Annotated in this window: 21 protein-coding genes; 11 read left to right on the forward strand and 10 right to left on the reverse strand. The window is 60.4% G+C overall.

What is annotated here, in order from left to right; genetic code table 11:
• Positions 1–825, forward strand: a complete 825-nt coding sequence (locus tag J2X24_RS12280; protein WP_209722060.1) for a ParA family protein — start codon at positions 1–3, stop codon at positions 823–825.
• A 20-nt stretch (positions 826–845) separates the two neighbouring features.
• Positions 846–1,736, forward strand: coding sequence for a ParB/RepB/Spo0J family partition protein (locus tag J2X24_RS12285; protein ID WP_209721758.1), 891 nt, complete (start codon positions 846–848; stop codon positions 1,734–1,736).
• A gap of 129 nt (positions 1,737–1,865) precedes the next feature.
• Here J2X24_RS12285 and holA read toward each other — a convergent pair whose 3' ends face one another.
• From holA to J2X24_RS12305, 4 genes are all read right to left on the reverse strand, one after another.
• Complete coding sequence (holA, locus tag J2X24_RS12290) at positions 1,866–2,918, reverse strand: DNA polymerase III subunit delta (protein WP_209721761.1); 1,053 nt, start codon at positions 2,916–2,918, stop codon at positions 1,866–1,868.
• 15 nt (positions 2,919–2,933) lie between these two features.
• A complete protein-coding gene (gene lptE / locus J2X24_RS12295) occupies positions 2,934–3,428 on the reverse strand; it encodes an LPS assembly lipoprotein LptE (protein ID WP_209721764.1) in 495 nt (164 codons plus the stop codon).
• Positions 3,429–5,984 (reverse strand): leucine--tRNA ligase, encoded by a 2,556-nt coding sequence (gene leuS / locus J2X24_RS12300; protein WP_209721768.1) that lies wholly within the window; start codon positions 5,982–5,984, stop codon positions 3,429–3,431.
• Positions 5,985–6,065: 81 nt separating this feature from the next.
• A complete protein-coding gene (locus tag J2X24_RS12305) occupies positions 6,066–7,436 on the reverse strand; it encodes a cytochrome P450 (RefSeq protein ID WP_209721771.1) in 1,371 nt (456 codons plus the stop codon).
• A 192-nt stretch (positions 7,437–7,628) separates the two neighbouring features.
• Here J2X24_RS12305 and J2X24_RS12310 point away from each other — a divergent pair, with 192 nt between their 5' ends.
• The 3 genes from J2X24_RS12310 to J2X24_RS12320 all read left to right on the forward strand — a co-directional run bounded on the left by J2X24_RS12310 (position 7,629) and on the right by J2X24_RS12320 (position 9,725).
• Positions 7,629–8,294 carry a LolA family protein gene (locus J2X24_RS12310; RefSeq protein ID WP_209721774.1) on the forward strand — a complete coding sequence of 222 codons (666 nt, stop codon included), beginning with the start codon at positions 7,629–7,631 and terminating at the stop codon, positions 8,292–8,294.
• A gap of 213 nt (positions 8,295–8,507) precedes the next feature.
• Positions 8,508–9,308, forward strand: coding sequence for an exodeoxyribonuclease III (gene xth, locus J2X24_RS12315; RefSeq protein ID WP_209721777.1), 801 nt, complete (start codon positions 8,508–8,510; stop codon positions 9,306–9,308).
• Positions 9,309–9,725, forward strand: coding sequence for a hypothetical protein (locus J2X24_RS12320; protein WP_209721780.1), 417 nt, complete (start codon positions 9,309–9,311; stop codon positions 9,723–9,725).
• A gap of 50 nt (positions 9,726–9,775) precedes the next feature.
• Here the strand turns inward: J2X24_RS12320 and J2X24_RS12325 are convergent, their stop codons facing one another.
• Entirely contained in the window at positions 9,776–10,225 is a 450-nt protein-coding gene (locus J2X24_RS12325; RefSeq protein WP_209721782.1) for a ribonuclease E inhibitor RraB, read from the reverse strand.
• Positions 10,226–10,272: 47 nt separating this feature from the next.
• The gene (locus J2X24_RS12330; protein ID WP_192620460.1) at positions 10,273–10,959 is read right to left on the reverse strand and encodes a response regulator transcription factor; all 687 of its coding nucleotides are present in this window, start codon (positions 10,957–10,959) and stop codon (positions 10,273–10,275) included.
• 26 nt (positions 10,960–10,985) lie between these two features.
• On the opposite strand from J2X24_RS12330, the gene J2X24_RS12335 reads away from it, so the two are divergent.
• From J2X24_RS12335 to J2X24_RS12345, 3 genes are all read left to right on the forward strand, one after another.
• On the forward strand, positions 10,986–11,519 hold the full coding sequence (locus J2X24_RS12335; RefSeq protein WP_310003673.1) for a L,D-transpeptidase family protein: 534 nt from the start codon (positions 10,986–10,988) through the stop codon (positions 11,517–11,519).
• A gap of 70 nt (positions 11,520–11,589) precedes the next feature.
• Entirely contained in the window at positions 11,590–12,048 is a 459-nt protein-coding gene (locus J2X24_RS12340) for a MarR family winged helix-turn-helix transcriptional regulator (RefSeq protein ID WP_209721790.1), read from the forward strand.
• A gap of 3 nt (positions 12,049–12,051) precedes the next feature.
• The gene (locus tag J2X24_RS12345) at positions 12,052–12,447 is read left to right on the forward strand and encodes a DUF1398 domain-containing protein (protein ID WP_209721793.1); all 396 of its coding nucleotides are present in this window, start codon (positions 12,052–12,054) and stop codon (positions 12,445–12,447) included.
• A 117-nt stretch (positions 12,448–12,564) separates the two neighbouring features.
• On the opposite strand, the gene J2X24_RS12350 is transcribed toward J2X24_RS12345, so the two are convergent.
• Positions 12,565–13,230, reverse strand: a complete 666-nt coding sequence (locus tag J2X24_RS12350) for a YggS family pyridoxal phosphate-dependent enzyme (RefSeq protein WP_209721796.1) — start codon at positions 13,228–13,230, stop codon at positions 12,565–12,567.
• Here J2X24_RS12350 and J2X24_RS12355 point away from each other — a divergent pair.
• Positions 13,224–13,868, forward strand: coding sequence for a thiamine phosphate synthase (locus tag J2X24_RS12355; RefSeq protein ID WP_209721799.1), 645 nt, complete (start codon positions 13,224–13,226; stop codon positions 13,866–13,868). The two genes, J2X24_RS12350 and J2X24_RS12355, sit on opposite strands and share 7 nt — an antisense overlap.
• Here J2X24_RS12355 and J2X24_RS12360 read toward each other — a convergent pair.
• Entirely contained in the window at positions 13,865–14,293 is a 429-nt protein-coding gene (locus J2X24_RS12360) for an NtrZ family periplasmic regulatory protein (RefSeq protein ID WP_209721802.1), read from the reverse strand. The two genes, J2X24_RS12355 and J2X24_RS12360, sit on opposite strands and share 4 nt — an antisense overlap.
• A gap of 584 nt (positions 14,294–14,877) precedes the next feature.
• Here J2X24_RS12360 and J2X24_RS12365 point away from each other — a divergent pair.
• Positions 14,878–15,378: a DUF3576 domain-containing protein gene (locus tag J2X24_RS12365; RefSeq protein ID WP_209721805.1), complete on the forward strand. Its 501-nt coding sequence runs from the start codon at positions 14,878–14,880 to the stop codon at positions 15,376–15,378.
• A 106-nt stretch (positions 15,379–15,484) separates the two neighbouring features.
• On the opposite strand, the gene J2X24_RS12370 is transcribed toward J2X24_RS12365, so the two are convergent.
• Positions 15,485–17,974 carry a DNA translocase FtsK gene (locus J2X24_RS12370; protein WP_209721808.1) on the reverse strand — a complete coding sequence of 830 codons (2,490 nt, stop codon included), beginning with the start codon at positions 17,972–17,974 and terminating at the stop codon, positions 15,485–15,487.
• A gap of 354 nt (positions 17,975–18,328) precedes the next feature.
• Here J2X24_RS12370 and J2X24_RS12375 point away from each other — a divergent pair, with 354 nt between their 5' ends.
• On the forward strand, positions 18,329–19,573 hold the full coding sequence (locus tag J2X24_RS12375) for a UbiH/UbiF/VisC/COQ6 family ubiquinone biosynthesis hydroxylase (protein WP_245344651.1): 1,245 nt from the start codon (positions 18,329–18,331) through the stop codon (positions 19,571–19,573).
• Here the strand turns inward: J2X24_RS12375 and J2X24_RS12380 are convergent.
• Positions 19,570–19,797, reverse strand: a complete 228-nt coding sequence (locus J2X24_RS12380; RefSeq protein ID WP_209721815.1) for a Trm112 family protein — start codon at positions 19,795–19,797, stop codon at positions 19,570–19,572. The two genes, J2X24_RS12375 and J2X24_RS12380, sit on opposite strands and share 4 nt — an antisense overlap.
• Positions 19,798–19,804 lie beyond the last annotated feature (7 nt).

Here is a 19,804-nt window from a genome sequence, read left to right on the forward strand (position 1 = left end):
CTGGAACAGGAAAAACATCCCGTTCGCGTCCTGGCGATCGCCAACCAGAAGGGTGGGGTAGGCAAGACCACGACCGCCATTAATCTTGGCACGGCCCTGGCCGCCATCGGTCAACGCGTCCTGCTGATCGACCTCGATCCGCAGGGCAATGCTTCGACCGGACTGGGTGTTCCCAAGGCCGATCGCGTCAGTTCGCTATACGACGTCATTGTCGACCAGGCGCCGATCGGCGACACGGCCTTGAAGACGTCGGTGCCGGGCCTGTGGCTTTTGCCGTCGGACCCTGATCTGTCGGGTGTCGAAATCGAACTGGGCCAGGCCGAGCGCCGCTCCTACCGTCTGCGTGATGCTTTGGATAGTCTCGATCAAGATAAGCCGCCCTACGACTATATCCTGATCGATTGCCCCCCATCTTTGAATTTGCTGACGGTCAATGCCATGAGCGCGGCCGATGCCGTGATGGTGCCTCTGCAGTGTGAGTTCTTCGCGCTGGAAGGTTTGAGCCAGCTGATGCGGACGATCGACCTGGTGCGTGGTTCACTGAACCCGCGCCTCAGTCTGCAGGGCATCGTTCTGACGATGTTCGACAAACGCAATGCGCTGTCTGGCCACGTCGAACGCGACGTCCGGTCACACTTCGGCCAGTTGGTGTATGACACGGTCATACCGCGCAATGTGCGTGTGTCGGAAGCGCCGTCCTTCGGCAAGCCGGCCCTGATCTACGATATGAAATGTTCGGGCAGCCAGGCCTATATCAAGCTGGCCAAGGAACTTGTCGCGCGTGAGAAATTGCGGCGCGCGCAAGGGGTCAAGCAGCCGGCCTGATCGGAAGGGAAATAGAGTAAATGTCTGAAAAACAAAGAGGTTTGGGCCGCGGTCTGTCAGCGCTTCTGGGAGATTCGGCAGCGACGGCCGCGGTTGCCACGCCTGTGCCTGATCAGCCGTCCGAGCCTTTTCGCGCACCCGAACAGCCGATAGATCTGCTGGTTCGCAATCCGGACCAGCCGCGGCGCATCTTTACCGAAGCCGATATCGATGATCTGGCCGCTTCAATCCGTGAGAAGGGTGTCTTACAGCCGATATTGGTGCGTCCGGCGCCGGGCCAGCCCGGCAAATACCAGATTATCGCCGGCGAACGCCGCTGGCGCGCCTCGCAAAAGGCTGGCCTGCATTCAGTGCCGGTGATTGTCCGTGAACTGGATGATCTCGAAGTGCTGGAAATCGGCATTATCGAAAACGTCCAGCGCGCCGATCTGAACGGTATCGAAGAGGCACGCGCCTATAAGGTGCTGATGGAACGCTTTGGCCGCACCCAGGACGCCCTGGCACAGGTCGTCGGCAAATCGCGCAGCCATATCGCCAACATGCTGCGCTTGCTGGCGCTGCCGGAGGCTGTTCAGGACCATGTGCTGCAAGGCCGCCTGAGCGTCGGCCACGCTCGCGCCTTGGTGACGGCTCAGGACGCCGAAGGCCTGGCGGAAAAGGTGATCGCCGCAGGTCTGTCAGTGCGCCAGACCGAGGCCCTGGTGCGCGATGAGATGGCGCCGGTGCGCAATACGGCACCTCGTCCGCGCGTTGCCGGCAATGCGGACACGCAGTCACTGGAGCAGGATCTTCAGGAAGCCCTGGGTCTTAAGGTGAAGCTGGACGACAAGGGCGGGAAGGGCGAGATTCGCTTATCCTACGCGACACTGGAACAGCTGGATGAAGTCTGCCGCCGGCTGATGAAAAACTAATGGGGTCGAGGGGTCCGCGACCCCTCGCCTGTTCCTGATAAATAAAAAGAGCGGTCCCTTAAGAGGGCCGCTCTTTTTATTTAAAAGAAGAAGACGAAGGGGCCTCGGGCCCCTTCACCCCATATGTTTTCATAACCCTGCCCGCGTCGCCTTGCCCGCCACCTGCATATACAGCCGCTCGGCGATCAGCAGGTCCGGCATGCCCGTCGACTTGCACATCTTGTCAGTATCGATGATATCGCGCGCCAATCCGTCCAGGATATCGATGTTCCACGACTTGGCCTGGCGCAGCATATCGTCTTCGTCCTTCCAGAATATCCCTGAATTCCGGGCTGCCGTCTTGGGATCGAGACCCTTCAGCAGGTTACCTTTCAGAACCTTGACCTTGTTGTAGTGCAGGCTCAACGCCCGCATCGCGTCTGGCCCGCTTTCGCCCTCGGCAAACGCCCGACGCAAGCCCGCTTGAGCGGCCTTCATGCGACCGCCAAATGCGTCCTGCGCCGCCTTGAACAAAGAGGCCTCGGGTTCGACACCGAGAAAGTCCTGCAATTCGCCTTCCGTTAGCGTCTTATTCGAGCCCGGCCCGATAAACAGCACCAGCCGCTCGATCTCCTGGCGCGCAATGCCTCGTTCCTTAGGCAAGCGCTGCGCAAAGATGTCCATGGCGGCCGTGTTCAGCGCCACACCGTTTTCCTGCAGCGTTTCACGCGCCATGCGGATGATGTCGCCGGTTTCATCGTCATAGCAGGCGATACTAACGAGGTTCTTCTCGGTATCGGCCAATTTCCGAAGCGCGGAATCGCCGCCCAGATTGCCGGATTCAATCACGATAAAGGCTTCGGGATTGTATTCACCGGCGGCATGAGCCTTCACGATGGCCGCAACGGCCTTATCCAGCGCCGATTTTTCGGTGAAGAACTTCAGCCGGATCAACCGCCGGCCGCCCATCATCGACAGGGCCTGCAGCTCGCCTTCCAGTTTGCCAATGTCGCCGTCGATATCGGTTTCCGTCAGCAGCGACACATTGAACGGATCGGTGATGTCCGGCACCGTCTTCCTGGCCAGGACGGTCGATCGCTCCAGCACCTGGCTGCGGTCCTTGCCATAGATCAAGGCGCCGACGACATTGGCCGGCGGCTTGTTAAAAAAGGCGTCGATCTCGGCCTTTTTGGACAGCTTCATCGTTTAATCTGACGCTTACTTGCCGTGAAAATGCAGGGCGACCGCCGTCTGGATCTTCTGCGCCGCACTGGTGGCCAGCCGCTCCTGGGCGTCCTGCTGCGACACGATGCCGGTAAAGGGCGATGACGAAGTCGAATAGGTCACCGTCTCGGTAAAGGCATCCTTCAGAACCACTTTGCGTGTGCGGTTATCGGTCAGGGTATAGGCCACGCTCGACGTCAGTTCGGAACGCGTCGAGGTATCGTCGACGCGATAACCGACCTGATAGTGGCGCTCATCCAGCTTGATCGCCAGGGTGTAGATCGGGCTCTTGTCCGCATCCGACGCCAGGCCGTTGCGCAACTGCTGACCCAGGAAATAGCCGGTCCGCGTTTGAGGCGTCTCGACCGCCACCTGTGACAGGTTGGCGGTGACGCCGGTCTGGGCGTACATCGGCGTAAAGCCGCACGCCGTCAGCGACACGGGCAGGGCCGCGAGGCTACACAGGGTCAGAAGCTTGAGAACCTTCATCTATCCCACCACGAAGTTGAGGATCCGGTTCGGCACGATAATGACCTTGCGGATTTCGACGCCCGCAAGATGCCGCTTAACGTCTTCGTCCGCAAGCGCGGTTTCACGAATCTCGGCCTCGGACGCGCCATTGGGAATGCTGATCTCGCCGCGCTTCTTGCCGTTGACCTGTACGGGCAGGATGTAGACGTCGTCCTGGGCCAGGGCGGGATCGAACTTGGGCCATTCGGCCTGGGCGATCATGCCGTCCTTACCGAGTCGCGCCCAGCATTCTTCGGCCAGGTGCGGTGTAACCGGCGCGATTAGCCCGGCCAGCAGGGTCAGGGCTTCACGCCGAGCTGATGAGCCGGTCAGGGCGACATCGCTGGTACGGATCACGGTGACCAGTTCATACAGCTTGGCGATGGCGGCGTTGAAACGGAAGCTTTCGAAGCCCTCGGTAACCGTCTTGACCGTCTTGTGCGTGGCCTTGAGCAGCTCAGCGGCGGATTTTTCATCCGTACACGGAATATTTTCGTCGCTCAGGCCGTCGAACAGGTCCCAGACGCGATGCGTAAAGCGCCATGAGCCTTCGACGCCCGAGGTCGACCATTGTACGTCGCGTTCCGGCGGCGAGTCAGACAGGACGAACAGGCGCGCGGAGTCGACGCCGTAGGTATCGAAGATATCACCCGGGGCGACAGTATTCTTCTTCGACTTCGACATCTTTTCGCTATCGCCGATGTTGAGCGTCTCGCCGGTCGACACGCGCTTGGCGATGCGCTGTCCACCTTCGGCCGCGACCTCGACATCAGCTGGCTCGACCCATTCGCCGCCGGCGGTCTTATAGGTCTCGTGCGTCAACATGCCCTGTGTGAACAGGCCGGCGAACGGTTCCTTGACCTCCAGATAGCCGCAGTGGTTCAGCGCGCGCGTAATGAAGCGAGCGTAGAGCAGGTGCAGGACAGCGTGTTCGATGCCGCCGATATACTGATCAACCGCCAGCCAGTAGTCGGCGGCGTCCTTGTTGACCGGCGCGTCGGCGTTCGGATCGGCGAAGCGGGCGAAGTACCACGACGAGTCAACGAAAGTGTCGAGCGTATCGGTCTCGCGGCGTGCATCCTTGGCGCAGTGCGGGCACTTGACGTGCTTCCAGGTCGGATGGCGCTCCAGCGGGTTGCCCGGCACGTCGAAGGTGACGTCTTCGGGCAGGACGACCGGCAGCTGGTCGTCGGGCACGGGCACGACGCCGCAGTCATCGCAATGAATGATCGGGATCGGGCAGCCCCAGTAGCGCTGGCGCGAGACACCCCAGTCGCGCAGGCGGAACACCGTCGCGCCCTGGCCCAGGCCCATGTTTTCGATCTTCTCGATGGCGGCGTCCTTGGCGGCTTCGATGTCCATGCCGTCCAGGAAGGACGAGTGGAAGAGCGTGCCCGGGCCGGTATAGGCCTCATTGGCGACCGCAAAGCTTTCCGGATCGGCGCCTTGCGGCAGGACGACTTCGGTGACCTTGAGATCGTATTTGCGGGCGAAATCGAGGTCGCGCTGGTCGTGCGCCGGGCAGCCGAAGATGGCGCCGGTGCCGTAGTCCATCAGTACGAAGTTGGCGACCCAGACATCGAGTGTCTCGCCCGGCTTGAACGGATGCTTGACCTTGATGCCGGTGTTGAAGCCCTGCTTTTCGGCCGTGTCGATATCGGCCTGGGAGACGCCGCCTTTGCTGATCGACTTGATAAAGGCAGCCAGCTCGGGATTGGCGGCGGCCGCCGTCTGGGCCAGCGGATGGTCGGCGGCGATGGCGATAAAGGCCGCGCCGAACAGGGTGTCGGGGCGCGTCGTATAGACCTCGACGCCACCGTCACGATCCGCGAACGGGAAGGTCATTTGCAGGCCGCGCGACTTGCCGATCCAGTTCGACTGCATCAGCCGCACCTTGTCCGGCCAGCGCTCCAGCGTCGTCAGGCCTTCGATCAGGTCGTCGGCAAAGCGCGTGATGCGCATGAACCACTGGGTCAGCTTTTTCTTTTCAACCAGAGCGCCCGACCGCCAGCCGCGGCCTTCGATAACCTGCTCGTTGGCCAGGACGGTCATGTCCACCGGATCCCAGTTGACCTGGCTTTCGCGGCGATAGACCAGGTCATTCTTCAGCAGGTCGAGGAACCATTTCTGTTGCTTGCCGTAGTAGGCCGGGTCGCAGGTGGCGAATTCGCGCGTCCAGTCGATCGACAGGCCCAGGCGCTTCAGCTCGCCGCGCATATTGGCGATATTGTCGTAGGTCCAGCCCTTGGGGTGGATCTTGCGTTCCATGGCGGCGTTTTCCGCCGGCATGCCAAAAGCGTCCCAGCCCATAGGATGCAGGACGTTGAAGCCGCGCGCGCGCTTGAACCGCGCCACCAGGTCACCCATGGCGTAGTTGCGCACATGGCCCATGTGGATGCGCCCTGACGGATAGGGGAACATCTCAAGCACATAGTATTTCGGCTTGGACGGATCGGTCTGGGTCAGGAAGACCTGGGCGTCGTCCCAGCGCTGACGCTGTTTCGGTTCGGTCTCTTTGGGATTGTAGCGGGCCATGACTCTGCAAACTTAAGGGAAAATGTGGCCTGCTTATAAGGTGGTGTGTGGAGCGGCGCTATAGAAATATGCGCACGGAACTTAAGGGGTTTGCAGGCCGAACCACGGGTCGCGGTTAGGCACGGTCGCCAGACGGAAAACCGGCAGGACAGGCCGTTTGTCCTCGGGCACGATGCGGTAACGCGCTAAAAGGCTGGCCAGAATGATCTGCGCCTCGACCATGGCAAAGCCGGCGCCGATACAGATGCGAGGCCCTCCACCGAAAGGCAGGTAGGTATCCATGCTGGTCCACGGCGACGGGATGCCGTCAAAGCGCGATGGCTTGAAGGCGGTCGGATCGTCCCAGTGCTTGCGGTGGCGGTGGATGATCCACGGGCTGATCCAGACATCGGTGCCGGCCGTGATGGCGTTACCCATGATGACGTCGTCATTGATGGCTTTGCGCACGACATAGGCGACCGGCGGGTAGAGCCTGAGCGCTTCCAGCAGGGCGTTTCTAAGGCGCGGCCAGTGTTTGATGTCTTCCATGGTGGCGACGCGTTCGACCGGAAAGGCGCGGACCTCGTCGCGGATGCGCGCCTGCTCGATTTGGTCGAGACTGAGGAGATAGGTCGCCCAGAACAAAAGGCGCGAGGTCGTTTCGAAGCCGGCCGCCAGAAGCGTCGCGCACTGGTCGCGGATTTCGGCGTCGTCAATGGCTGCGCCGGTTTGCGGGTCGCGCGCGGACAGCAGGAGATCGAGCAAGTCGCCGCGCTTATGCTGATCGTCGGAGCCAGCCGCTTTGCGCGCGGCAATGACCTCATCGACCAGGGCGCGCCATTCGCGCTGGAATTTGCGGCGATTGCCCGACGCCCAGCCGAAATGTTCCTCGGTCGGGGCAATGGCGTCGAGCACGGTCGGCCGCCCCGCGCCTTCGAGATACTGGCGGGCCAGTTGCGGAATACGGGCGCGATTGTCGTCGGCCGGCAGCGAAAACAGCGCCTTCAATACGGCATCGAGCGCGGCGCGGTGAAAGACCTCACTGAAACGGACGCGCGGCAGGTTTTCGAGGCGCCGGATCATCTGCTCGCCCGCCGATTGGAAATGCGGAATCAGGTCATTGATGGCGGTAGGACTGAAGATCGGCGCCAGCATGCGCCGCTGCCGCCGCCACACCTGGCCTTCGGACAGGAAGAGCCCATTGCCCATGACTGGCCGGAACAGCCGCGCCTGGACGATGGGGCGCAGGTAGTTGTCCATATTGGTCTTCAGGACGTGGTTTATGCCCTCAGGATCCGCCACGGCGACCGTATCGACGCCCAGCGCCCGTGCTCGTCCAAACGTCAGCCGGAAGGAGTCTTCCGAATAGATGGTCAGCGGATTGACGAAAAACTGCGGTATCCACTGCCAGCTGGGCAGCGGCTTCCTGTGGACCGGATGAGCAGGCGGAACGATAGGGTGCAGGTCGTCCATAAGGCATCTCCTCACCTCTATATCCGCCCATGTGAAAGGTCCTTCAAGCCCCCTGCGGCAAAAGGTATCCGCTGTGTTCATCCACGCTTAATGCTGCGGCCACAAACCGGAATTTTACGTCTTTTTCGCGCCCTTGAATTGCCGGGGAGGGGCTTTAGTGATCTATGAACACAAGAACACGAAGGAAAGACTATGCTGACCCGCCGCCTGCTTCTGTCGACACTTGCTGCCGCCTGCGTGACCGTGACATCGCCGGCCCTGGCCCAGTCGGGCAAGAACAACTTCAGCACCTATATTACGCCACCGAAATTCAATGCCGCCGACCAGGCGCGTATCACCAAGGCGACCAGCTACCTGCAAGGCTTGCGCACCGCTCAGGGCCGTTTCGAACAGAGCGATTTTCGTGGCCGCAAGACGCAAGGTGCCTGGTATCTGGCGCGCCCGGGCAAGATCCGCTTCGAATATGACGCGCCGTCGTCGCTGCTGATCGTGTCGGACGGCAGGCACGTGAAGATGTGGGACCCGCGCCTGAAATCCTTCGACGCCTATCCGCTTGATGAAACGCCGCTGTCGCTGTTTCTGTCGAAGCAGATCCGGTTCGACCAGGGCGTGGTCGTGACTGCCGTGTCGTCAAGCCCCTCGGGCTTCACGCTGAAGGCGCGTGATCGCCGTAAGCAGGTCGAAGGCTCGATCACGCTAAACTTTGCGCAAAGTGCAAACGGCGCACTGACGCTCAAAGACTGGGTCATTGTCGATGCCCAAGGCCGTTCGACGACGGTGCGTCTGGTCAGTCTGACGGCTGATTCGCCGCTGAAGCCGGAATTGTTTGTGCTCAACAAGCCTCAGTTAAAAAAATAATGCCAATTTGACATTTACCATTGCGCTTTTTTGGAAATGGTGTCATTATTCACACATAGAAGGACTACGGCGGTAGACTTTCTGGACGTGCGTTTTCCCTTTTTTCTCTTCGTGTTATGTGCCAAAATCTGGCCCGGTCCGCGCCCTCGGACCGGGTCTTTTTTGTTTGGCTTTCAGTGGTTTAAACGCTGAAGCCCCAAATTTCCGGACATCATGCGCTTTTCTCTCGTTACCTGGAACATCAACTCCGTGCGCCTGCGTATGGAGCAGGTCGCTCAATTCCTGGCATTCGCCTCTCCGGACATGATCTGCCTGCAGGAAATCAAGTGCCAGGAGTCCGAGTTCCCCTATGAAGCGTTTGTTGCGGCGGGATATCCCCATATCCTTGTGACGGGGCAAAAGGGCTGGCACGGCGTGGCCCTGGCCTCAAAAGTGCCGTTCGAGACGATCGGATCGCCGCCCTTCTGCCGCCGCGGCGAAGCACGCGCTCAGGCCGTCCGTGTCCATGGCGTCGAAATCTGGAACTTCTACATTCCGGCCGGTGGCGATGTGCCTGACCGCCTGAGCAACGACAAGTTCGACCACAAGCTCGAATTCTATGAGCGGATGAGCGAGCACCTGTTCAAGCGCGCCAAGGACCATCCGTTGCTGATCTGTGGCGACCTCAACATCGCGCCCGGCGAATTCGACGTCTGGAGTCATCGCCAGATGCTGCGCGTCGTCAGCCACACGCCGGCTGAGATTGAGGCGTTTGGCGCCTTTATGGACGCCGGGCAATTGCACGATCCTTTCCGCGTCGCCTATCCCAACCCGCAGAAGATCTTCACCTGGTGGAGCTATCGCGCCGCCGACTTCCGCAAGAGCAATCGCGGGCTCAGGCTTGACCACGTACTGCTCAATCCGGGCCTGATGCATATGGTCAACGGCCCGATCGAAGCGAAAATCCACGACACGGTGCGCGAATGGGACCGGCCGTCGGACCACGCGCCTATCCAGGTCAGTTTCGAGCTTTAGATGTCAGAACTCGTTGAAAACAAATTGCCGGCCGAAATCCTGGCCAAGGCTGATCTCCGCCACAATGAATATGCCTGGCGGGTCGTGGACCTGCCAGAGGTTATCGCGGCGGCGAAGGCGCTCAACCTGCTCAACCTCGGCGGTCAATTGCAGCTGCGGACGGCGGATGCCATAGGCGAGGTCTACTGGGTCGCCGTTGATCCTTGCCAGAACGTGCCGGAAGACCTGCCATGGGAGGTCCGCGTCCGTATGGCGGCGGACTTTTCCTTGCGGGATCTGGCTGAGATTCAGGCCGAATTCGACTTCCTGCAGGAACTGCGCGACGCCTTTCCTGAGCCGGTAGCGGACCTTCTGGCCAGCGGCGGCAAGCTGGAAGACGCTCTGTGGTTTGCCTGGTATGTGGAAGCAGACGGCTGAAGATAGAAGTCGATGGTCCGAACGACCATCGGGTCGCGCACCTGCTTAATTTAGTTTTGAGGTTTAAGAACCAGGGCTGCTTCCCAACCGTCATAGGAGCCGGAATGCTTCTCTGCGATGGTTGTGAACAACCGGCTCATAGATAAAATGCTATCCTCGGCTGGAACCATCGTTTTATTGGCGGCGATGATCCAAAGCTTCTTATGTTTCGCGGTTTTACAGTCGAATCCCAGGACAGAGATGTCTTTGACCGCTGCGTTCGCCGAAGTTTTGGACGGCATTACAAAATAAAAAATAACGTTTGTCGGCTGGGATACGTCAGACCCCTGAGCCTTCAGGTTGGCGATGACCATTCGGTCTGCTTCGTCAGCATCCCAAATGGCGCCATGGACAGTCACTTCAGTGCTGGACTTGTCGTCAAAGGTAATCGGCGCTTGAGCAAAGGCAGTGCTACTACCGACGACAGCCAACAAGAAGAAGGCCGACAATTTCCTGAGCATCTTTCCCCCAAAACGAAAGCAGAGACCTCTCGGTCCCTGCTCATCTCTTAAAACTGCAACCTGTACCCACCTGCATCCGTCATCAGCAGGCGGGCATTGGCGGGATCGGGTTCGATCTTCTGGCGCAGGCGGTAAACGTGGGTTTCCAGCGTATGCGTCGTCACGCCGGCATTATAGCCCCAAACCTCGGTCAGCAGCTCTTCACGCGTGATCGGCTTGCCGCCAGCGCGGTAGAGGTACTTGAGGATATTGGTTTCCTTCTCGGTCAAGCGCGTCTTCTTTTGCGTCTGATCGACCAGCACCTTCAGCGCTGGTTTGAACTCATATGGCCCGATACGGAAGGTGGCATCTTCCGACGTTTCATGGCTGCGAACCTGGGCGCGGATGCGCGCCAACAGCACGGCAAAGCGGAACGGCTTGGTGACATAGTCATTGGCGCCGGCGTCGAGGCCGAGGATCGTGTCCGAATCCGAGGTCTGGCCCGTGAGCATGATGACCGGCGTTGTCAGCCCGCCCTTGCGCAGCAGGCGACAGGCTTCGCGTCCGTCCATGTCCGGCAGGTCAACGTCCAGCAGGATAAGGTCCGCATTTATGCTCTTGCCGAGGCGGAGGCCTTCGGCGCCATTGGACGCCTGAACGACCTTGAATTCTTCGTGAAGTTCCAGCTGCTCAGCCAAAGCTTCGCGCAGTTCATCATCATCATCGACGACAAGGAGGGTTTTTTGTTGCACCATGATCCTGTATCTTTGAGTTTCTTATAATTGTTAGCCGCAAATCACCCCGAATGGTCAAGAAATTTACCGCATATAGCGACGGACGGCTAGGTCTAAACCTACATAGTGTGCGGGCGGCGTTGGGAAAAGGGGGCGTGGCCTTAGCTAGAGACAAAAGGGAGGGCGATGGCAAGTCGCCCTTGGGTGAATGGCCGATCCGGTACGTCTTCTATCGTCCGGATCGCGTGGCAAAGCCCGAAACGGCTTTGCCGGTCGTTGCCCTGTCGCCGGACGACGGCTGGTGCGACGATCCGAAACACCCCGACTATAACCGCCGGGTCAAGCTGCCGTTCGAAGCCGGCCACGAAAAGCTGTGGCGCGACGACCATGTCTATGACCTTATCGTCGTCCTGGGGCATAATGATGACCCGCCTGTGGCCGGTATGGGGTCGGCCATCTTCATGCACCTGGCGCGTGACAATTATGCCGGCACGGAAGGGTGTGTGGCCTTGGCCAGTGACGATCTGCTGGAGCTTCTAAAAGAGGCTGAGCCGGGCAGCGTAGTGGAAATCCGCGAATAAGTTCTCATCGCGATATTGTTGACCAGGAAACTCTAAAGGCGTAGTTTCCTAGTCAACTGATGGAATGGCTATGTCGCAAAAACCTCCAAGTCCGCTTTATGAGCATATCGGCTACTGGTTGAGATATGTCTCCAATCACGTCTCGCACAGCTTTGCCCGCAAGGTCGAAGCGCACGGCGTCACCGTCGCCGAATGGGTCATCCTGCGCGAATTGCTGCAACTGGGTGATGTCTCGCCCAGCCGCATGGCCGACCACCTGGGCATGACGCGCGGCGCCATCACCAAATTGGCCGACCGCCTGATGGCCAAGGGTTTTGTCGTCCGCGCCGTCAATGCCGACGACCGGCGCTGGCAAACCCTGCAGATCACTGCCGCCGGCCGCGCCCTGGTGCCCGATCTGGCCGAACTTGCCGACGAGAACGACCAGCATTTTTTCGGCGCCCTGGATCCCCAGGATCGCACCGATCTTGAGCGCATTCTGAAAATCCTGGTGCGTCAGCACGACCTCAAAACCATCCCCACGGAGTAGCCCATGCATCCCGACATCATTGCCGTTCTGGACGAGTGCACAAGCGGTTCCGATCAGGAGCGCCTGACCTTTCCCGAAGTCGTCGAAAAGCTCATGGCCGCAGGCATAGAGCGCTATCACACCGACCTGCAGCGCTCAGAGAAAATCTATTACCTGCCGGATGGGACGTCGCATCTGGCGCCGGCTCACACAATAGACGAGGTTCCTGCCGCTATATTTGACGCTCCTAGTGTCGATGCCGCTGTCCGCGCCATCCAAGCCGGAGACATTAAATACATAGAGTTCTGCAGGCGCATCCTGCAGGCAGGGTGTGTCGCCTATGTCGTATCGCTGGCTGGGCGGCGCGCCGTCTATTACGGGCGGACGGGCGAGACACACATAGAGCATTTTCCAAAGTAGCCTCCGGCGGCCAAGGTTCGAAGACCTTGGAACCTCAAGCAATGTGTTGAAACAACGTTCGGCGCAGCCAAAAGTGCGCAGCGGTTTTCAGCTTAAACATCGCGATAAGCAAAACGCTTATCTCGCGCCGAAAATGGCGGAGCCGACGCGGATTTCCGTTGAGCCAAAGGCAATGGCGGTTTCGAAGTCGTCGCTCATGCCCATGCTGAGCTGGCGAATGCCGTTGCGTTCGGCGATTTTTTTCAGCAGGGCGAAGTAGGGGCCCCGCGGACCATCCAACGGCGGGATGCACATCAGTCCGGACACGGTCAAACCATAGTCCTTTCGCACAGAGCCGATGAAAGCATCGGCGTCCAAAGGTAAAATACCCGCTTTTTGCTCTTCTTCGCCGATATTAACCTGGACCAGCAGTTCCGGTGAGCGGCCCTGCTTCTGGACCTCATCAGCGATGGCGCGGGCGATCTTGTCGCGGTCGATCGTTTCGATCACGTCGAAAAAGCTGACCGCATCCGCCGCCTTGTTGCTTTGCAGTGGCCCGATCAGCCGCAGTTCCAGGCCCGGCCAAGCTTCGCGCTGGCCCTCCCAGCGCTCCATCGCTTCCTGCACGCGGTTCTCACCAAAACGGCGCTGGCCGGCCGCCAGTACGGGTTCAATCCGCTCCCAGGGCTGGGTTTTGGACACGGCCGTCAGAATGACACTGTCAGCCGCACGGCCAGAGGCCTTTAAAGCTTGCGCCATTCGGTCTATAATCCGCTGATAGTCTTCGGTATTCGACGATGACATATGCAACCCGCTTCCAGTATCTGCTCGACAAGGCGACCGTCATAGCGCAGGCGCGGACGGCTTTGAACCCTGTGGGCTCACCCCTGCCGGTACTTTTCTTCGTGACCGATCCGGCGCGCATCGCCCATCCCGAGGATATCGCCGAACATCTGCCGCAAGGATGCGGCATCATTTATCGCCATTTCGGCGAGGCCCATGCTCTGCAACGCGCACAGCTCCTCAGCCGAATCGCACGCCTGCGCAACCTGACCCTGCTGATCGGCGATGACGCGGATCTGGCTTTCGAAGTGGGCGCCCATGGCGTGCACCTGCCCGAACGCAATCTCGACAAGGCGCCAGGACTGGCGGCGGAATTTCCGGATTTCATCCTCACCGCCGCCTGTCACAGCCTGGAGACCCTGCACCGGCCGGAAATCGACGCGCTGGACGCGGTCTTCGCCTCGCCGGTTTTCGCCAGCCGCAGCGCCTCGGCAACAGAAGCCACTACCCTGGGCGTCAAAGGCATTCGCGGCTTCGTTGATGCTTCGCCCGTTCCGGTCTACGGCTTGGGCGGCATCAGCTGCGACACAATTCCGCAATTGCGCGACACAGGCCTGTTTGGCGTCGCGGCGGTCGATGCATTCAGTTTGAAGGATTAGAACTTAAACGTCGTTTCCAGACGGACGCGCGGCTGCGTCTTGGCGTTCTGATTGCGGCCGGTCGCTTCCGGCTTGAAAGCTTCGGTCTTTTCGCCGAAACCGACGGTGCCACCGACACGTAAGGATGGGGTCAGTTTGTAGAAGGCGCCGGCATCGACGTCGTTGAAACCCGACGGACGGCTTTCAGCCTGGTTGACATCGAACTTGAGGCCCCATTTGCCCTTCAGGTCGAACTGAAAGATATTGGACTTCTGTTCGGGCTTGGACAGGGTGGTGGTCTGCTCGCTGATATAGCTGTCGCTGACCTGAACCGGAGCGAGACCGGCGATTTCCGTCTGCTTCTTGCTTTGCGCCGACGCGGCCTGGCCCATTCCGGCGGAGGCCAGAAGTGCAAGGGTCACAGCGAAGGCGGCAACGGGTTTCATAGGTCTTACTCGAACTGCGTCTGTTGAACGGCACTACGGTAAGCTGTTGTCGTGGAAAAACGTTCGCCCCGAATGATATCCTGCGATATCCTTCAAAGAGAAACAGCCCATCCCGAAACTAGCTGTCCATCATGTCAGAACTACACACTGTTATTGGCACTTATATGTCAAAAACCGATTAAGCCGAATTCGTCACTGTGGTCAATTTCCGTCAGCAGTGAAAACCCGTTCAGAGCAGATTCCCCGGACAGATGTGTTTTATTGGTCACGGATTCGGTGCCAAACGGCGTTAATCAAGGTAAACAGGCTGATAATTCAATAAGATGGGACAGATTGTGTCGCGGTTGAAACTGAGCGTATCAAAGGCCACACGTTTACGGTTTGTTGGACTTAAATTTGCCGGACTGTTGGGTTTGATGTAAACGAACTCTTGTCACACCCCCTTGCGCGCATGCTATAGAGGGGATTGGATCAAGAGGCGACAACCGGCGATAACCACCAGGTGGCCTATGGGGGCCTTTGCAAGAGCTTGCGGACCCATTGCAACAAAATGTGGCGCAACAACGATGCGGAGTGAATTTTTGATGACGACGAAGCTTAGCCCGGCCCTGGTTCTGGGTGCACTGGCCGCCTGCCTCACCTTAAGCGCCTGCGCCGGCAAGCCCGCTCCGTCCGCGACGACGACGGTGCCTGCGGAAGACAGCAAGTTCCTGGGTCTGTTCGGTGGCAAGAAGTCGACCGCGCCCTCCTATAATGAGCAGGCCGGCATCGGCGTAAACGCCTATCTGTGGCGGGCGTCGCTTGATACCATTTCCTTCATGCCGCTGAACTCGGCCGATCCGTGGGGCGGCGTCATCATCTCGGACTGGTACGCCAACCCGCAAAAGCCTGATGAGCGTTTCAAGGCGACGATTTACATCCTGGACGCCCGCCTGCGCGCTGACGCGCTGAACGTCTCGGTCTACAAGCAGGTCCAGACGGGCGGCCAGTGGGTCGATGCGCCGGTAGCCCAGCAAACCCAGCTGGATATCGAAAACGCCATTCTGACCCGCGCCCGCGAACTGCGCCTGTCGAACACCAACTAAGTGTTTTAAAGCCAAACAAAAAAGCCGCCGGATTGTCTCCGGCGGCTTTTTATTTGTGCGCGTAACCACTGTAGTGATTCCGGGTCCAGGGTCCTTCGGACCCTGGTTAGATCGGAGGTGGCCCTACCAGGATGTCGCGCTTGCCGACATGGTTGGCCGGACCGACCACGCCTTCCTGTTCCATCTTTTCCATGAGCGAGGCGGCGCGGTTGTAGCCGATCTGCAGCTTTCGCTGGATGTAGGAGGTCGAGGCCTTGCGGTCGAAGGTGACGAAATAGACGGCCTTGTCATAGAGGTCGTCGCCCGAGCCGCCACCTTCGCCCATGCCGCCGCCTTCGCCGGAGCCGCCCTCTTCGTCACCGCCATAGGTGACGTCATCGAGATAGTTCGGCTGGCCCTGGTCGCGCAGGAACTGGGCCACGGCTTCGACTTCGCCGTCCGAGACGAACGGACCGTGCAGACGGGTGATACGGCCGCCGCCGGCCATGTAGAGCATATCGCCCTGGCCCAGCAGCTGTTCGGCGCCCTGTTCACCCAGAATGGTGCGGCTGTCGATTTTCGAGGTAACCTGGAACGAAATCCGGGTCGGGAAGTTGGCCTTGATGGTGCCGGTGATGACGTCGACCGACGGACGTTGTGTCGCCATGATCAGGTGGATGCCGGCGGCGCGGGCCATCTGGGCCAGGCGCTGAACGGCGCCTTCGATGTCCTTGCCGGCGACCATCATCAGGTCGGCGACTTCGTCGACGACGACGACCAGGTACGGCATCGGCTCGGGCACCATTTCATCATACTCGTAGACGGGTTGGCCCGTCTCGTCGAAGCCGGTCTGGACCTTGCGGATGAAGTTCTTGCCTTCGGCGGCGGTGGCGCGGGCGCGTTCGTTGAACGACGCGATGTTGCGGACGCCGATCTTGGACATGCGGCGATAGCGGTCTTCCATCTCCTTGACGGTCCATTTCAGCGCCACGACGGCCTTCTTCGGGTCGGTGACGACGGGCGCCAGCAGGTGCGGAATGCCGTCATAGACGCTGAGTTCCAGCATCTTGGGGTCGATCATGATGAATTTGCACTGTTCCGGATCGAGGCGGTACAGGATCGACAGGATCATGGCGTTGACGCCAACCGACTTACCCGAACCGGTGGTGCCGGCGATGAGCAGGTGGGGCATCTTGGCCAGGTCGGTGATGTAGGGCTCGCCGCCGATCGTTTCCCCCAAGGCCATCGGCAGGATGTGGGTCGAGCGCTCGTATTCGTTCGACGCCAGAAGGTCGCGGAAGAAGACGGTTTCGCGGGTCTGGTTCGGCAGTTCGATACCGATGGCGTTGCGGCCCTGGACGACGGACACACGGCACGAACGCGCGGACATGTTGCGGGCGATGTCATCGGCCAGCGCCACGACGCGCGCGCCTTTGACGCCGGCGGCGGGCGCCAGTTCGTAGAGGGTGACGACGGGACCCGGGCGAATCTGGTCGATGACGCCGCGGACGCCGAATTCGGCCAGGACGCTTTCCAGCATGCGGGCATTTTGGCGGAGGCTGTCTTCATCATAGGCCTGGCTGCGCGCCTTGGGCTTGGCGAGAATCGTCAGGTCGGGAAGCTTGAAATTGCTGGGGCGCAGGAAGTCGAATTCCGGCTGCTTGGCGGCGGGAGCGGCCGGCGCCTTGGATTGGGTGACCGGCGGCTGGATCGGCACCATGCCGTCGTCGCCAAAGTCACCATCGTCGTCGTCGAAGGCCATTTCGGGCTGCGGGGCGGGGCGTGTCGGCGCGACGGTCGGCTGGATGCGTGCCGCGACCTTGGCGGGCGGCAGCTCGGCGACGGTCTCGAAGCCGTCGTCATCCTCGTCGGCGACGACCGGCTGGGCCTTGGGCTTCTTCGCCTTGGGCGTCTGGACGTTCTTGGCCTTGGCCGCGACATTGGCGCGCAGGCCCGCGGCCAGTCCGCCGGCGACACCACCAAGGCCCGTGGCCCTGAGACCACCGCCCAGGAACTGGGCGAAGCGGAGGTAAGACTGGAGCTTGAGGTTCAGGGTCTGGTTGAAGCCATAGAGCGCCACCATAGCGAACAGGACGCTGGCGATAATGGCGCCGGCCGGCAGACGCATGAAGGTAAAGACCGAGGCGAGAAGGTCATTCATGCCCGAGCCCCAGAAGCCGCCGAGGCTTTGGGCAACGATCGGATCCTTGGTGGTCAGGACCGGGCCGAAGGCGGCGCTGAGCGCCAGCAGGAAGAGAATGCCGAACAGGGCGTGGCGGCGGATGGCGCCGCGCGTCTGGTCCGGATCGTGGTGGAAGGTGCGGAGCGTGCCGAAATAGACCATCAGGACGGCGCCCGGCCATGCCGCCAGGCCGATCGATTGCCACGACAGGTCGGATATTATGGCGCCGAAGCGCCCCAGCGCGTTGCGCACCGGCGCATGGCTGACGGCGTTCAGGCTGGAATCGTCCGGGTGATAGGTCGCCAGCGCCACAAGAGTCGCCAGGCCGCCGAGCGCGACAAAGGCGCCGCGCATCCGCGCCATCAGGGGCGACTGCCAGACGGCGCGCATCCGGTTTTCAAAAATATTCCAAAGGTCAAGAGTCAGGCTGGACATGGCGATCCGGGCAAGCGTGGGAACTAAGCTCCAAGTGCCATGGAAAGGGTTAATAGCGGTTTACCCTATCGTTTTTTACCGGGGGAAATTGTGAAGGTTGGCGGTTAGAAGAAGACCCCACCACCACATCTCATTCGCCATCTACCGATGGCTCAATCGTCCGGTCCCCCCAGCCTCGCCGGCAGGCAACCTTCGACACTGGGAGGAGAGGCCGTGCTCCGTATCTCCTCCCTGTCGCGTAGCGATGGGGAGGGGGACCGCCAGCGAAGCGCAGCGGTGGTGGGGCTTCTTGCTTAATGTTCCGGGACACAAAGCCGCATTGCGCTTTGCCTGTGCGGCTCTATGATACTCGTTATGGAACATCTCGACGTGATCATTGTCGGTGGCGGCATGGCGGGTATGACGCTGGCCCTGGCCTTGAAATCGGGCGGAATCGACGTCGCGCTCATCGAGCGCCAGCCGTTTGCCGAACAGCTCGATACCGGCTTTGATGGCCGCGCCTCGGCGATCGCCTATGCCTGTTTCCGGCAATGGAAGGTACTGGGCGTCGGCGATGCGCTCGAAGCCTCGGCCTGCCGCATGGACGAGATCATGGTCACCGACGGCCATCTGCCTGGTCCGGCCAGCCGCAAGCCCTTGCCCTTCTTTCTTAATTTCAAGGCCGAAGAGATTTCTGACCGCACGGGCGATGAGCCCCTGGGCTATATGGTCGAGAACCGGCTGGTGCGGCAGACCCTCTACGATGCTATCCGCGAACGGCACATCAACCTGATTGTTCCCGCCAGCGTCGTCGAGATGACTGAGACCGGTGGCTTTGCCGAGGTCACGCTGAACACCGGACAACGCTTACGCGCCAGCCTCGTTGTCTCCGCCGAAGGCCGTAACAGCAATTTACGCGACAAGGCGGGCATCAAACACATCAACTGGGAGTACGACCAGAGCGCCGTTGTCGCGACCGTGAAGATGGAGCGGCCGCACAACCACGTCGCCTATGAGCATTTCCTGCCATCGGGCCCGTTCGCCATCCTGCCTTTGACCGAAAACCGCGCCTGCATCGTCTGGTCGGAAACGCACGCCAAGGCGAAAGCGCTGATGGATGTGCGCGAAAGCCTGTTCCACGACCACCTGATGACGCGCTTCGGCGACTTCCTGGGCAAGGTCGAGCTGGTTGGGCCCAAATTCATCTATCCGCTGGGTCTTGGTCTCGCCGAAGAGATGTACAAAGGCCGTCTGGCGCTGCTGGGCGACGCCGCTCATGGTATCCATCCGATCGCCGGACAGGGGCTTAATCTCGGCCTGAAGGACGTGGCCGCCCTGGCTGAAGTGCTGGTCGATGCGGCTAGGTTGGGCGAAGACCTGGGCTCAGGCCTGGTGCTGGAACGCTACGCCAAGTGGCGGCGCTTCGACAATGTCTCGACCTCGGTGGTCATGGACGGATTCGTGCGGCTGTTTTCCAATGGCAATCCACTGCTCCGGACCGTGCGTGACGTCGGCATGGGGATGTTCAACCGCATCCCGGCCCTGCGTCAGTTCGTCATGGAAGATGCTGGTGCCGCGACCGGCGACCTGCCGAAGCTGTTACGCGGACAGGAAATTTAGGCTTTTACCGGATCGAATTTGCGGGCCTGGTCGACCAGCATGATCGGCACGCCCGAGCGGATCGGGAAGGCCAGACCCACGGTCGGGCTGACCAGCTCCTGCGCGGCGCGATCATAGCTGAGCGGCCGGCGCGTGACCGGGCAGACCAGCGCTTCCAGCAGGCGCGGATCGATTTCGAAGTCGGACTTGGTGTCGGCCGGCAGGACGGGCTCGATATCGGACATCTTTACC

Origin of the sequence: Asticcacaulis solisilvae, assembly GCF_017875235.1 — a bacterium.
Taxonomy (GTDB): domain Bacteria; phylum Pseudomonadota; class Alphaproteobacteria; order Caulobacterales; family Caulobacteraceae; genus Asticcacaulis; species Asticcacaulis solisilvae_A.

Bases quoted from the DNA above. Each gene is read 5' to 3' on its own strand.
- J2X24_RS12380 (WP_209721815.1), bottom strand. From the start codon at position 19,797: ATGTCCGATATCGAGCCCGTCCTGCCGGCCGACACCAAGTCCGACTTC.
- J2X24_RS12355 (WP_209721799.1), top strand. From the start codon at position 13,224: ATGACATATGCAACCCGCTTCCAGTATCTGCTCGACAAGGCGACCGTC.
- J2X24_RS12320 (WP_209721780.1), top strand. From the start codon at position 9,309: ATGTCAGAACTCGTTGAAAACAAATTGCCGGCCGAAATCCTGGCCAAG.
- J2X24_RS12370 (WP_209721808.1), bottom strand. From the start codon at position 17,974: ATGTCCAGCCTGACTCTTGACCTTTGGAATATTTTTGAAAACCGGATG.
- J2X24_RS12325 (WP_209721782.1), bottom strand. From the start codon at position 10,225: ATGCTCAGGAAATTGTCGGCCTTCTTCTTGTTGGCTGTCGTCGGTAGT.
- xth (WP_209721777.1), top strand. From the start codon at position 8,508: ATGCGCTTTTCTCTCGTTACCTGGAACATCAACTCCGTGCGCCTGCGT.
- lptE (WP_209721764.1), bottom strand. From the start codon at position 3,428: ATGAAGGTTCTCAAGCTTCTGACCCTGTGTAGCCTCGCGGCCCTGCCC.
- J2X24_RS12340 (WP_209721790.1), top strand. From the start codon at position 11,590: ATGTCGCAAAAACCTCCAAGTCCGCTTTATGAGCATATCGGCTACTGG.
- J2X24_RS12375 (WP_245344651.1), top strand. From the start codon at position 18,329: ATGGAACATCTCGACGTGATCATTGTCGGTGGCGGCATGGCGGGTATG.
- holA (WP_209721761.1), bottom strand. From the start codon at position 2,918: ATGAAGCTGTCCAAAAAGGCCGAGATCGACGCCTTTTTTAACAAGCCG.
- J2X24_RS12365 (WP_209721805.1), top strand. From the start codon at position 14,878: ATGACGACGAAGCTTAGCCCGGCCCTGGTTCTGGGTGCACTGGCCGCC.
- J2X24_RS12285 (WP_209721758.1), top strand. From the start codon at position 846: ATGTCTGAAAAACAAAGAGGTTTGGGCCGCGGTCTGTCAGCGCTTCTG.
- J2X24_RS12350 (WP_209721796.1), bottom strand. From the start codon at position 13,230: ATGTCATCGTCGAATACCGAAGACTATCAGCGGATTATAGACCGAATG.
- leuS (WP_209721768.1), bottom strand. From the start codon at position 5,984: ATGGCCCGCTACAATCCCAAAGAGACCGAACCGAAACAGCGTCAGCGC.
- J2X24_RS12310 (WP_209721774.1), top strand. From the start codon at position 7,629: ATGCTGACCCGCCGCCTGCTTCTGTCGACACTTGCTGCCGCCTGCGTG.
- J2X24_RS12360 (WP_209721802.1), bottom strand. From the start codon at position 14,293: ATGAAACCCGTTGCCGCCTTCGCTGTGACCCTTGCACTTCTGGCCTCC.
- J2X24_RS12345 (WP_209721793.1), top strand. From the start codon at position 12,052: ATGCATCCCGACATCATTGCCGTTCTGGACGAGTGCACAAGCGGTTCC.
- J2X24_RS12305 (WP_209721771.1), bottom strand. From the start codon at position 7,436: ATGGACGACCTGCACCCTATCGTTCCGCCTGCTCATCCGGTCCACAGG.
- J2X24_RS12330 (WP_192620460.1), bottom strand. From the start codon at position 10,959: ATGGTGCAACAAAAAACCCTCCTTGTCGTCGATGATGATGATGAACTG.